Consider the following 15,371-nt stretch of genomic DNA (forward strand, 5'->3'; position numbering starts at 1 on the left):
TTAGTCCACTTGAAGTATATTCAAAATTGCTAACATGTCAGATTGAGAATAGTGTCCATCAGGTTGTTCTGTAAACTCATTGAACTGAGTTGCAGCATGATCAAGCACAATGGTTTGATTTTCAGAGCCAAATGGGATTGTTAAGGTAAGATCTTCCCCATCAATTGAAACATCAATCTTTGACAGTAAATCATTCATGTCAGAACTTCCGGTATCAGACACAAGCTCGGACAAATCGATATTATCACTATCACGATTAAAGTCAGTAATCACATCTTCTTGGTTATCTAATGAGTCATCAACCCATTTGAAGATGTCATCACCTTCTCCGCCAGTAAGAATATCATTACCCGTTCCGCCAATAAGAATATCATTACCCGAACCGCCAACTAATGTATCGCTACCAACACCGCCTCTCAAAACATCATCGCCAATACCACCATCTAAATAATCATCACCATTACCACCATAAATTAAGTCGATACCTTCTTGACCATAAACACTATCACTACCATCGCCAGCATGAGCTGCATCGACATGCGCAGAAGGGCTATAGCCACTAACAAATGAGTCGAGGTCGTGTTCATTCAGTTTTGAGGCATCTGAACCAGCTGCAAACTGATTTTTCTCAACAATAGCAGCTTGATAAGCTGATGGGGTTTCATCAAAACCAGGGGTATGACTCTCGCCAAGCATTATTGTGTCATTACCATTACCAGAAGCAACATGGTCATTACCCGCTTGACTATCAATAATATTAGCATCACCAATATCATAACGAACAGGCGTTAAGCCTGGCGACTGCACCCAACCCGATGTGATCTGATCATTAAAATCACCGGTCAAAATAAGATCACTATCAGAGGTAATAGGGGAAGTGTTAACACCTTCTTTAGCAATTACAAAATCAATAACTGCCGGTACTGATTTAGCTGAACTATCGTTAGAGGCTTCAAGCGCAATCGAAGAAACTGTCAATGAAAAAGAGCCTATCATCGCCTTATCAAATGCAAGTTTAGCGACTTGTAATTGCTCAGTAGTAAGTGTGATCTTACCATCAATTGGTGTAAGAAGTACCCCTCCGACATAGATATAACCACCTAGAGGAATATTACCAATTTCATAACTTAACGACTCAGAACCGTCAATATCAACTAATGAACCATTAATATACTCGACAAGTTCAATATGAGTTTGTGGGTCGGAATTTCCAGCTTGAACTCCATCGTGTTCTACTATTTTAATATCATCAATAAGAACGCCACGGCCTTGTCTATTATCTACCCCAGACTCAATCAGTTGAATATTGGTAATATCATCAGATCCCATAAAACTAAACTGAACTTCATTCCAATTTAGTGAATTATCACCTATGCCTGAAGCACTCCAAGTTCCCACAACAATACCATCAACAACAACATCAAACGAATTAACCGAAGCTCCATAGCCGGGTCTAGGTGCGACATCAAGCGTAATCGTGTACAGTTTTCCTGAAGTTGTATCAAGATTTGTTTGTATACCACTAGCATTAGCAAAATTTTCAGAGCTGTTTAGTTCAACAATATTCTGCCCTTCCGATGCATTAACCGTGATATAACGACCATTACCAGTCAGCATTTGAGACCCATTAACCCAAACTTCAATCGATTCAGCCCCCGAGGCAGGCTTCCAAGCTCCAACTTGACTATAAAACCCTTGACCATTGACTCCTGTTTCAAACCCTGAATCGAAAACAACTTTACTTTCTTCCAGCGGTTCAATCGTTGGAATATCAGCTACAGCCTCAACTTTGATATTAAGGCTAGCACTAGCACCAGTATTCGTCGTGTACTCAATAGCTGGCACATCCCCACTCCAATGAGATATTGGAGTAAATACATAATCACCATTAGATTCAATCACAATTGAACCAATCCCACTCAGTGTCAAAGCATTGCCAGCCATCGAAATTTGACCATCGACACGGAAACTATCAACTGTGAGTATATCGTCTTGATCATAATCATTAGTCAAGACATTGCCTGTAGCGCTCTGCTCTTCTTTTACAAAGCTTGTATCCGAATCGAGAGCTGGCGCATCATTAACTTTACTAACAAAGACAGTTACTTTTGCTGTGCTTGACCCACCATTATTATCAGAAACTGTATAAGTAAATGTAGCCTCTCCGCTATAGTTCTCTGCTGGCTCAAAAATGATTTTACCCGTTATAGGGTCAATAGACGCTCTTCCATTATTTTCATCTTGTACACTAATAATGCTTAACACATCGCCATCAGGATCTGTGTCATTACCTAATAGTGTTTCTGGATCAATTATTAGCGCGACATCTTCTACGGTACTTAACTCATCATTTAATGTAGGAGCGTCCAACAATGGAGTAAACGCACCAATCAGATTACCGTCTTCATCATACTGGCCAATGTCAATATCAAGTACAGCGTTACCGCCTTGGTCCCAATAAACAATTTCTATGGTGTGATAACCAGCATCAGTAATTTCAAAAACATCATGAATTCGTTCTGTTGGTGATTGGTTACGGTCCACTTCAGCAACGACAACTCTATCAATTACGATTGAATAACCGTCGTCAGCATTCACCTTAAGCGCAAATTCCCCTTCATCTAAATAAATTGCCCCAGTTAAATTGAACACCCCATCGGTTGTTCCGTTAGGAACATTGCCAGAAATACTATCCGCGTCGTCACCTAAGAAGTCTCTTAATTGCGTATCATCATCGACTCCACTCGTCACGCTCAAGGAGTAATCAAGATCCGTTGCTGTAAAAGTGACATCTGGATCACCAGCGTTAATCACTGAAAGGGCAACCGCTACACTGCTCACTTGACTATTGTGTCCGTAATAAGCGCCTGATAAACCTTGAGTATGTGTGTATGTGTCATCGTTGGCGTTTGGCGCTTCGTTCACATCCGTTAGGTTGATGGTGAACGTCGCGTTGCTGCTTGTGCCATCCGTTGAGGTCGCCGTGATCTCGATGGTCGGAGCCGTATCGGTTTCGTAGTCCAGCTTGCTGCCGTCTTTCACCGTCACCACGCCTGTGGTCGCGTCGATTTCGAACGCACCGTTGTAATCGTCTGTCAGCGCGTACGTCACTGTGTCCGTCGCATCCGCATCCGTCGCCAGACCCGTGATCTGCACTTCGGTGCCATTGACCGCACTTTCACTGATCACGTTCGCATCTGTATCGCTATCAACCACTGCGCTGATGCCGCTTTCGCTCGTGTCATCCGTTAGGTTGATGGTGAACGTCGCGTTGCTGCTTGTGCCATCCGTTGAGGTCGCCGTGATCTCGATGGTCGGAGCCGTATCGGTTTCGTAGTCCAGCTTGCTGCCGTCTTTCACCGTCACCACGCCTGTGGTCGCGTCGATTTCGAACGCACCGTTGTAATCGTCTGTCAGCGCGTACGTCACTGTGTCCGTCGCATCCGCATCCGTCGCCAGACCCGTGATCTGCACTTCGGTGCCATTGACCGCACTTTCACTGATCACGTTCGCATCTGTATCGCTATCAACCACTGCGCTGATGCCGCTTTCGCTCGTGTCATCCGTTAGGTTGATGGTGAACGTCGCGTTGCTGCTTGTGCCATCCGTTGAGGTCGCCGTGATCTCGATGGTCGGAGCCGTATCGGTTTCGTAGTCCAGCTTGCTGCCGTCTTTCACCGTCACCACGCCTGTGGTCGCGTCGATTTCGAACGCACCGTTGTAATCGTCTGTCAGCGCGTACGTCACTGTGTCCGTCGCATCCGCATCCGTCGCCAGACCCGTGATCTGCACTTCGGTGCCATTGACCGCACTTTCACTGATCACGTTCGCATCTGTATCGCTATCAACCACTGCGCTGATGCCGCTTTCGCTCGTGTCATCCGTTAGGTTGATGGTGAACGTCGCGTTGCTGCTTGTGCCATCCGTTGAGGTCGCCGTGATCTCGATGGTCGGAGCCGTATCGGTTTCGTAGTCCAGCTTGCTGCCGTCTTTCACCGTCACCACGCCTGTGGTCGCGTCGATTTCGAACGCACCGTTGTAATCGTCTGTCAGCGCGTACGTCACTGTGTCCGTCGCATCCGCATCCGTCGCCAGACCCGTGATCTGCACTTCGGTGCCATTGACCGCACTTTCACTGATCACGTTCGCATCTGTATCGCTATCAACCACTGCGCTGATGCCGCTTTCGCTCGTGTCATCCGTTAGGTTGATGGTGAACGTCGCGTTGCTGCTTGTGCCATCCGTTGAGGTCGCCGTGATCTCGATGGTCGGAGCCGTATCGGTTTCGTAGTCCAGCTTGCTGCCGTCTTTCACCGTCACCACGCCTGTGGTCGCGTCGATTTCGAACGCACCGTTGTAATCGTCTGTCAGCGCGTACGTCACTGTGTCCGTCGCATCCGCATCCGTCGCCAGACCCGTGATCTGCACTTCGGTGCCATTGACCGCACTTTCACTGATCACGTTCGCATCTGTATCGCTATCAACCACTGCGCTGATGCCGCTTTCGCTCGTGTCATCCGTTAGGTTGATGGTGAACGTCGCGTTGCTGCTTGTGCCATCCGTTGAGGTCGCCGTGATCTCGATGGTCGGAGCCGTATCGGTTTCGTAGTCCAGCTTGCTGCCGTCTTTCACCGTCACCACGCCTGTGGTCGCGTCGATTTCGAACGCACCGTTGTAATCGTCTGTCAGCGCGTACGTCACTGTGTCCGTCGCATCCGCATCCGTCGCCAGACCCGTGATCTGCACTTCGGTGCCATTGACCGCACTTTCACTGATCACGTTCGCATCTGTATCGCTATCAACCACTGCGCTGATGCCGCTTTCGCTCGTGTCATCCGTTAGGTTGATGGTGAACGTCGCGTTGCTGCTTGTGCCATCCGTTGAGGTCGCCGTGATCTCGATGGTCGGAGCCGTATCGGTTTCGTAGTCCAGCTTGCTGCCGTCTTTCACCGTCACCACGCCTGTGGTCGCGTCGATTTCGAACGCACCGTTGTAATCGTCTGTCAGCGCGTACGTCACTGTGTCCGTCGCATCCGCATCCGTCGCCAGACCCGTGATCTGCACTTCGGTGCCATTGACCGCACTTTCACTGATCACGTTCGCATCTGTATCGCTATCAACCACTGCGCTGATGCCGCTTTCGCTCGTGTCATCCGTTAGGTTGATGGTGAACGTCGCGTTGCTGCTTGTGCCATCCGTTGAGGTCGCCGTGATCTCGATGGTCGGAGCCGTATCGGTTTCGTAGTCCAGCTTGCTGCCGTCTTTCACCGTCACCACGCCTGTGGTCGCGTCGATTTCGAACGCACCGTTGTAATCGTCTGTCAGCGCGTACGTCACTGTGTCCGTCGCATCCGCATCCGTCGCCAGACCCGTGATCTGCACTTCGGTGCCATTGACCGCACTTTCACTGATCACGTTCGCATCTGTATCGCTATCAACCACTGCGCTGATGCCGCTTTCGCTCGTGTCATCCGTTAGGTTGATGGTGAACGTCGCGTTGCTGCTTGTGCCATCCGTTGAGGTCGCCGTGATCTCGATGGTCGGAGCCGTATCGGTTTCGTAGTCCAGCTTGCTGCCGTCTTTCACCGTCACCACGCCTGTGGTCGCGTCGATTTCGAACGCACCGTTGTAATCGTCTGTCAGCGCGTACGTCACTGTGTCCGTCGCATCCGCATCCGTCGCCAGACCCGTGATCTGCACTTCGGTGCCATTGACCGCACTTTCACTGATCACGTTCGCATCTGTATCGCTATCAACCACTGCGCTGATGCCGCTTTCGCTCGTGTCATCCGTTAGGTTGATGGTGAACGTCGCGTTGCTGCTTGTGCCATCCGTTGAGGTCGCCGTGATCTCGATGGTCGGAGCCGTATCGGTTTCGTAGTCCAGCTTGCTGCCGTCTTTCACCGTCACCACGCCTGTGGTCGCGTCGATTTCGAACGCACCGTTGTAATCGTCTGTCAGCGCGTACGTCACTGTGTCCGTCGCATCCGCATCCGTCGCCAGACCCGTGATCTGCACTTCGGTGCCATTGACCGCACTTTCACTGATCACGTTCGCATCTGTATCGCTATCAACCACTGCGCTGATGCCGCTTTCGCTCGTGTCATCCGTTAGGTTGATGGTGAACGTCGCGTTGCTGCTTGTGCCATCCGTTGAGGTCGCCGTGATCTCGATGGTCGGAGCCGTATCGGTTTCGTAGTCCAGCTTGCTGCCGTCTTTCACCGTCACCACGCCTGTGGTCGCGTCGATTTCGAACGCACCGTTGTAATCGTCTGTCAGCGCGTACGTCACTGTGTCCGTCGCATCCGCATCCGTCGCCAGACCCGTGATCTGCACTTCGGTGCCATTGACCGCACTTTCACTGATCACGTTCGCATCTGTATCGCTATCAACCACTGCGCTGATGCCGCTTTCGCTCGTGTCATCCGTTAGGTTGATGGTGAACGTCGCGTTGCTGCTTGTGCCATCCGTTGAGGTCGCCGTGATCTCGATGGTCGGAGCCGTATCGGTTTCGTAGTCCAGCTTGCTGCCGTCTTTCACCGTCACCACGCCTGTGGTCGCGTCGATTTCGAACGCACCGTTGTAATCGTCTGTCAGCGCGTACGTCACTGTGTCCGTCGCATCCGCATCCGTCGCCAGACCCGTGATCTGCACTTCGGTGCCATTGACCGCACTTTCACTGATCACGTTCGCATCTGTATCGCTATCAACCACTGCGCTGATGCCGCTTTCGCTCGTGTCATCCGTTAGGTTGATGGTGAACGTCGCGTTGCTGCTTGTGCCATCCGTTGAGGTCGCCGTGATCTCGATGGTCGGAGCCGTATCGGTTTCGTAGTCCAGCTTGCTGCCGTCTTTCACCGTCACCACGCCTGTGGTCGCGTCGATTTCGAACGCACCGTTGTAATCGTCTGTCAGCGCGTACGTCACTGTGTCCGTCGCATCCGCATCCGTCGCCAGACCCGTGATCTGCACTTCGGTGCCATTGACCGCACTTTCACTGATCACGTTCGCATCTGTATCGCTATCAACCACTGCGCTGATGCCGCTTTCGCTCGTGTCATCCGTTAGGTTGATGGTGAACGTCGCGTTGCTGCTTGTGCCATCCGTTGAGGTCGCCGTGATCTCGATGGTCGGAGCCGTATCGGTTTCGTAGTCCAGCTTGCTGCCGTCTTTCACCGTCACCACGCCTGTGGTCGCGTCGATTTCGAACGCACCGTTGTAATCGTCTGTCAGCGCGTACGTCACTGTGTCCGTCGCATCCGCATCCGTCGCCAGACCCGTGATCTGCACTTCGGTGCCATTGACCGCACTTTCACTGATCACGTTCGCATCTGTATCGCTATCAACCACTGCGCTGATGCCGCTTTCGCTCGTGTCATCCGTTAGGTTGATGGTGAACGTCGCGTTGCTGCTTGTGCCATCCGTTGAGGTCGCCGTGATCTCGATGGTCGGAGCCGTATCGGTTTCGTAGTCCAGCTTGCTGCCGTCTTTCACCGTCACCACGCCTGTGGTCGCGTCGATTTCGAACGCACCGTTGTAATCGTCTGTCAGCGCGTACGTCACTGTGTCCGTCGCATCCGCATCCGTCGCCAGACCCGTGATCTGCACTTCGGTGCCATTGACCGCACTTTCACTGATCACGTTCGCATCTGTATCGCTATCAACCACTGCGCTGATGCCGCTTTCGCTCGTGTCATCCGTTAGGTTGATGGTGAACGTCGCGTTGCTGCTTGTGCCATCCGTTGAGGTCGCCGTGATCTCGATGGTCGGAGCCGTATCGGTTTCGTAGTCCAGCTTGCTGCCGTCTTTCACCGTCACCACGCCTGTGGTCGCGTCGATTTCGAACGCACCGTTGTAATCGTCTGTCAGCGCGTACGTCACTGTGTCCGTCGCATCCGCATCCGTCGCCAGACCCGTGATCTGCACTTCGGTGCCATTGACCGCACTTTCACTGATCACGTTCGCATCTGTATCGCTATCAACCACTGCGCTGATGCCGCTTTCGCTCGTGTCATCCGTTAGGTTGATGGTGAACGTCGCGTTGCTGCTTGTGCCATCCGTTGAGGTCGCCGTGATCTCGATGGTCGGAGCCGTATCGGTTTCGTAGTCCAGCTTGCTGCCGTCTTTCACCGTCACCACGCCTGTGGTCGCGTCGATTTCGAACGCACCGTTGTAATCGTCTGTCAGCGCGTACGTCACTGTGTCCGTCGCATCCGCATCCGTCGCCAGACCCGTGATCTGCACTTCGGTGCCATTGACCGCACTTTCACTGATCACGTTCGCATCTGTATCGCTATCAACCACTGCGCTGATGCCGCTTTCGCTCGTGTCATCCGTTAGGTTGATGGTGAACGTCGCGTTGCTGCTTGTGCCATCCGTTGAGGTCGCCGTGATCTCGATGGTCGGAGCCGTATCGGTTTCGTAGTCCAGCTTGCTGCCGTCTTTCACCGTCACCACGCCTGTGGTCGCGTCGATTTCGAACGCACCGTTGTAATCGTCTGTCAGCGCGTACGTCACTGTGTCCGTCGCATCCGCATCCGTCGCCAGACCCGTGATCTGCACTTCGGTGCCATTGACCGCACTTTCACTGATCACGTTCGCATCTGTATCGCTATCAACCACTGCGCTGATGCCGCTTTCGCTCGTGTCATCCGTTAGGTTGATGGTGAACGTCGCGTTGCTGCTTGTGCCATCCGTTGAGGTCGCCGTGATCTCGATGGTCGGAGCCGTATCGGTTTCGTAGTCCAGCTTGCTGCCGTCTTTCACCGTCACCACGCCTGTGGTCGCGTCGATTTCGAACGCACCGTTGTAATCGTCTGTCAGCGCGTACGTCACTGTGTCCGTCGCATCCGCATCCGTCGCCAGACCCGTGATCTGCACTTCGGTGCCATTGACCGCACTTTCACTGATCACGTTCGCATCTGTATCGCTATCAACCACTGCGCTGATGCCGCTTTCGCTCGTGTCATCCGTTAGGTTGATGGTGAACGTCGCGTTGCTGCTTGTGCCATCCGTTGAGGTCGCCGTGATCTCGATGGTCGGAGCCGTATCGGTTTCGTAGTCCAGCTTGCTGCCGTCTTTCACCGTCACCACGCCTGTGGTCGCGTCGATTTCGAACGCACCGTTGTAATCGTCTGTCAGCGCGTACGTCACTGTGTCCGTCGCATCCGCATCCGTCGCCAGACCCGTGATCTGCACTTCGGTGCCATTGACCGCACTTTCACTGATCACGTTCGCATCTGTATCGCTATCAACCACTGCGCTGATGCCGCTTTCGCTCGTGTCATCCGTTAGGTTGATGGTGAACGTCGCGTTGCTGCTTGTGCCATCCGTTGAGGTCGCCGTGATCTCGATGGTCGGAGCCGTATCGGTTTCGTAGTCCAGCTTGCTGCCGTCTTTCACCGTCACCACGCCTGTGGTCGCGTCGATTTCGAACGCACCGTTGTAATCGTCTGTCAGCGCGTACGTCACTGTGTCCGTCGCATCCGCATCCGTCGCCAGACCCGTGATCTGCACTTCGGTGCCATTGACCGCACTTTCACTGATCACGTTCGCATCTGTATCGCTATCAACCACTGCGCTGATGCCGCTTTCGCTCGTGTCATCCGTTAGGTTGATGGTGAACGTCGCGTTGCTGCTTGTGCCATCCGTTGAGGTCGCCGTGATCTCGATGGTCGGAGCCGTATCGGTTTCGTAGTCCAGCTTGCTGCCGTCTTTCACCGTCACCACGCCTGTGGTCGCGTCGATTTCGAACGCACCGTTGTAATCGTCTGTCAGCGCGTACGTCACTGTGTCCGTCGCATCCGCATCCGTCGCCAGACCCGTGATCTGCACTTCGGTGCCATTGACCGCACTTTCACTGATCACGTTCGCATCTGTATCGCTATCAACCACTGCGCTGATGCCGCTTTCGCTCGTGTCATCCGTTAGGTTGATGGTGAACGTCGCGTTGCTGCTTGTGCCATCCGTTGAGGTCGCCGTGATCTCGATGGTCGGAGCCGTATCGGTTTCGTAGTCCAGCTTGCTGCCGTCTTTCACCGTCACCACGCCTGTGGTCGCGTCGATTTCGAACGCACCGTTGTAATCGTCTGTCAGCGCGTACGTCACTGTGTCCGTCGCATCCGCATCCGTCGCCAGACCCGTGATCTGCACTTCGGTGCCATTGACCGCACTTTCACTGATCACGTTCGCATCTGTATCGCTATCAACCACTGCGCTGATGCCGCTTTCGCTCGTGTCATCCGTTAGGTTGATGGTGAACGTCGCGTTGCTGCTTGTGCCATCCGTTGAGGTCGCCGTGATCTCGATGGTCGGAGCCGTATCGGTTTCGTAGTCCAGCTTGCTGCCGTCTTTCACCGTCACCACGCCTGTGGTCGCGTCGATTTCGAACGCACCGTTGTAATCGTCTGTCAGCGCGTACGTCACTGTGTCCGTCGCATCCGCATCCGTCGCCAGACCCGTGATCTGCACTTCGGTGCCATTGACCGCACTTTCACTGATCACGTTCGCATCTGTATCGCTATCAACCACTGCGCTGATGCCGCTTTCGCTCGTGTCATCCGTTAGGTTGATGGTGAACGTCGCGTTGCTGCTTGTGCCATCCGTTGAGGTCGCCGTGATCTCGATGGTCGGAGCCGTATCGGTTTCGTAGTCCAGCTTGCTGCCGTCTTTCACCGTCACCACGCCTGTGGTCGCGTCGATTTCGAACGCACCGTTGTAATCGTCTGTCAGCGCGTACGTCACTGTGTCCGTCGCATCCGCATCCGTCGCCAGACCCGTGATCTGCACTTCGGTGCCATTGACCGCACTTTCACTGATCACGTTCGCATCTGTATCGCTATCAACCACTGCGCTGATGCCGCTTTCGCTCGTGTCATCCGTTAGGTTGATGGTGAACGTCGCGTTGCTGCTTGTGCCATCCGTTGAGGTCGCCGTGATCTCGATGGTCGGAGCCGTATCGGTTTCGTAGTCCAGCTTGCTGCCGTCTTTCACCGTCACCACGCCTGTGGTCGCGTCGATTTCGAACGCACCGTTGTAATCGTCTGTCAGCGCGTACGTCACTGTGTCCGTCGCATCCGCATCCGTCGCCAGACCCGTGATCTGCACTTCGGTGCCATTGACCGCACTTTCACTGATCACGTTCGCATCTGTATCGCTATCAACCACTGCGCTGATGCCGCTTTCGCTCGTGTCATCCGTTAGGTTGATGGTGAACGTCGCGTTGCTGCTTGTGCCATCCGTTGAGGTCGCCGTGATCTCGATGGTCGGAGCCGTATCGGTTTCGTAGTCCAGCTTGCTGCCGTCTTTCACCGTCACCACGCCTGTGGTCGCGTCGATTTCGAACGCACCGTTGTAATCGTCTGTCAGCGCGTACGTCACTGTGTCCGTCGCATCCGCATCCGTCGCCAGACCCGTGATCTGCACTTCGGTGCCATTGACCGCACTTTCACTGATCACGTTCGCATCTGTATCGCTATCAACCACTGCGCTGATGCCGCTTTCGCTCGTGTCATCCGTTAGGTTGATGGTGAACGTCGCGTTGCTGCTTGTGCCATCCGTTGAGGTCGCCGTGATCTCGATGGTCGGAGCCGTATCGGTTTCGTAGTCCAGCTTGCTGCCGTCTTTCACCGTCACCACGCCTGTGGTCGCGTCGATTTCGAACGCACCGTTGTAATCGTCTGTCAGCGCGTACGTCACTGTGTCCGTCGCATCCGCATCCGTCGCCAGACCCGTGATCTGCACTTCGGTGCCATTGACCGCACTTTCACTGATCACGTTCGCATCTGTATCGCTATCAACCACTGCGCTGATGCCGCTTTCGCTCGTGTCATCCGTTAGGTTGATGGTGAACGTCGCGTTGCTGCTTGTGCCATCCGTTGAGGTCGCCGTGATCTCGATGGTCGGAGCCGTATCGGTTTCGTAGTCCAGCTTGCTGCCGTCTTTCACCGTCACCACGCCTGTGGTCGCGTCGATTTCGAACGCACCGTTGTAATCGTCTGTCAGCGCGTACGTCACTGTGTCCGTCGCATCCGCATCCGTCGCCAGACCCGTGATCTGCACTTCGGTGCCATTGACCGCACTTTCACTGATCACGTTCGCATCTGTATCGCTATCAACCACTGCGCTGATGCCGCTTTCGCTCGTGTCATCCGTTAGGTTGATGGTGAACGTCGCGTTGCTGCTTGTGCCATCCGTTGAGGTCGCCGTGATCTCGATGGTCGGAGCCGTATCGGTTTCGTAGTCCAGCTTGCTGCCGTCTTTCACCGTCACCACGCCTGTGGTCGCGTCGATTTCGAACGCACCGTTGTAATCGTCTGTCAGCGCGTACGTCACTGTGTCCGTCGCATCCGCATCCGTCGCCAGACCCGTGATCTGCACTTCGGTGCCATTGACCGCACTTTCACTGATCACGTTCGCATCTGTATCGCTATCAACCACTGCGCTGATGCCGCTTTCGCTCGTGTCATCCGTTAGGTTGATGGTGAACGTCGCGTTGCTGCTTGTGCCATCCGTTGAGGTCGCCGTGATCTCGATGGTCGGAGCCGTATCGGTTTCGTAGTCCAGCTTGCTGCCGTCTTTCACCGTCACCACGCCTGTGGTCGCGTCGATTTCGAACGCACCGTTGTAATCGTCTGTCAGCGCGTACGTCACTGTGTCCGTCGCATCCGCATCCGTCGCCAGACCCGTGATCTGCACTTCGGTGCCATTGACCGCACTTTCACTGATCACGTTCGCATCTGTATCGCTATCAACCACTGCGCTGATGCCGCTTTCGCTCGTGTCATCCGTTAGGTTGATGGTGAACGTCGCGTTGCTGCTTGTGCCATCCGTTGAGGTCGCCGTGATCTCGATGGTCGGAGCCGTATCGGTTTCGTAGTCCAGCTTGCTGCCGTCTTTCACCGTCACCACGCCTGTGGTCGCGTCGATTTCGAACGCACCGTTGTAATCGTCTGTCAGCGCGTACGTCACTGTGTCCGTCGCATCCGCATCCGTCGCCAGACCCGTGATCTGCACTTCGGTGCCATTGACCGCACTTTCACTGATCACGTTCGCATCTGTATCGCTATCAACCACTGCGCTGATGCCGCTTTCGCTCGTGTCATCCGTTAGGTTGATGGTGAACGTCGCGTTGCTGCTTGTGCCATCCGTTGAGGTCGCCGTGATCTCGATGGTCGGAGCCGTATCGGTTTCGTAGTCCAGCTTGCTGCCGTCTTTCACCGTCACCACGCCTGTGGTCGCGTCGATTTCGAACGCACCGTTGTAATCGTCTGTCAGCGCGTACGTCACTGTGTCCGTCGCATCCGCATCCGTCGCCAGACCCGTGATCTGCACTTCGGTGCCATTGACCGCACTTTCACTGATCACGTTCGCATCTGTATCGCTATCAACCACTGCGCTGATGCCGCTTTCGCTCGTGTCATCCGTTAGGTTGATGGTGAACGTCGCGTTGCTGCTTGTGCCATCCGTTGAGGTCGCCGTGATCTCGATGGTCGGAGCCGTATCGGTTTCGTAGTCCAGCTTGCTGCCGTCTTTCACCGTCACCACGCCTGTGGTCGCGTCGATTTCGAACGCACCGTTGTAATCGTCTGTCAGCGCGTACGTCACTGTGTCCGTCGCATCCGCATCCGTCGCCAGACCCGTGATCTGCACTTCGGTGCCATTGACCGCACTTTCACTGATCACGTTCGCATCTGTATCGCTATCAACCACTGCGCTGATGCCGCTTTCGCTCGTGTCATCCGTTAGGTTGATGGTGAACGTCGCGTTGCTGCTTGTGCCATCCGTTGAGGTCGCCGTGATCTCGATGGTCGGAGCCGTATCGGTTTCGTAGTCCAGCTTGCTGCCGTCTTTCACCGTCACCACGCCTGTGGTCGCGTCGATTTCGAACGCACCGTTGTAATCGTCTGTCAGCGCGTACGTCACTGTGTCCGTCGCATCCGCATCCGTCGCCAGACCCGTGATCTGCACTTCGGTGCCATTGACCGCACTTTCACTGATCACGTTCGCATCTGTATCGCTATCAACCACTGCGCTGATGCCGCTTTCGCTCGTGTCATCCGTTAGGTTGATGGTGAACGTCGCGTTGCTGCTTGTGCCATCCGTTGAGGTCGCCGTGATCTCGATGGTCGGAGCCGTATCGGTTTCGTAGTCCAGCTTGCTGCCGTCTTTCACCGTCACCACGCCTGTGGTCGCGTCGATTTCGAACGCACCGTTGTAATCGTCTGTCAGCGCGTACGTCACTGTGTCCGTCGCATCCGCATCCGTCGCCAGACCCGTGATCTGCACTTCGGTGCCATTGACCGCACTTTCACTGATCACGTTCGCATCTGTATCGCTATCAACCACTGCGCTGATGCCGCTTTCGCTCGTGTCATCCGTTAGGTTGATGGTGAACGTCGCGTTGCTGCTTGTGCCATCCGTTGAGGTCGCCGTGATCTCGATGGTCGGAGCCGTATCGGTTTCGTAGTCCAGCTTGCTGCCGTCTTTCACCGTCACCACGCCTGTGGTCGCGTCGATTTCGAACGCACCGTTGTAATCGTCTGTCAGCGCGTACGTCACTGTGTCCGTCGCATCCGCATCCGTCGCCAGACCCGTGATCTGCACTTCGGTGCCATTGACCGCACTTTCACTGATCACGTTCGCATCTGTATCGCTATCAACCACTGCGCTGATGCCGCTTTCGCTCGTGTCATCCGTTAGGTTGATGGTGAACGTCGCGTTGCTGCTTGTGCCATCCGTTGAGGTCGCCGTGATCTCGATGGTCGGAGCCGTATCGGTTTCGTAGTCCAGCTTGCTGCCGTCTTTCACCGTCACCACGCCTGTGGTCGCGTCGATTTCGAACGCACCGTTGTAATCGTCTGTCAGCGCGTACGTCACTGTGTCCGTCGCATCCGCATCCGTCGCCAGACCCGTGATCTGCACTTCGGTGCCATTGACCGCACTTTCACTGATCACGTTCGCATCTGTATCGCTATCAACCACTGCGCTGATGCCGCTTTCGCTCGTGTCATCCGTTAGGTTGATGGTGAACGTCGCGTTGCTGCTTGTGCCATCCGTTGAGGTCGCCGTGATCTCGATGGTCGGAGCCGTATCGGTTTCGTAGTCCAGCTTGCTGCCGTCTTTCACCGTCACCACGCCTGTGGTCGCGTCGATTTCGAACGCACCGTTGTAATCGTCTGTCAGCGCGTACGTCACTGTGTCCGTCGCATCCGCATCCGTCGCCAGACCCGTGATCTGCACTTCGGTGCCATTGACCGCACTTTCACTGATCACGTTCGCATCTGTATCGCTATCAACCACTGCGCTGATGCCGCTTTCGCTCGTGTCATCCGTTAGGTTGATGGTGAACGTCGCGTTGCTGCTTGTGCCAT

1 protein-coding gene (running past one end of the window) is annotated in these 15,371 nt (G+C 54.3%); it reads right to left on the minus strand.

All coding sequences use genetic code 11. The features are described from left to right. On the minus strand, window positions 1-15,371 hold the 3' end of the coding sequence (locus DUN60_RS07075; RefSeq protein ID WP_162808213.1) for an Ig-like domain-containing protein. 16,555 nt of this gene lie beyond the right edge of the window; 15,371 of the gene's 31,926 nt are visible here — the last part of the coding sequence; the start codon falls outside the window, past its right edge; the stop codon is at window positions 1-3.

Origin of the sequence: Vibrio splendidus, assembly GCF_003345295.1 — a bacterium.
GTDB classification, from domain to species: Bacteria; Pseudomonadota; Gammaproteobacteria; order Enterobacterales; family Vibrionaceae; genus Vibrio; species Vibrio splendidus_K.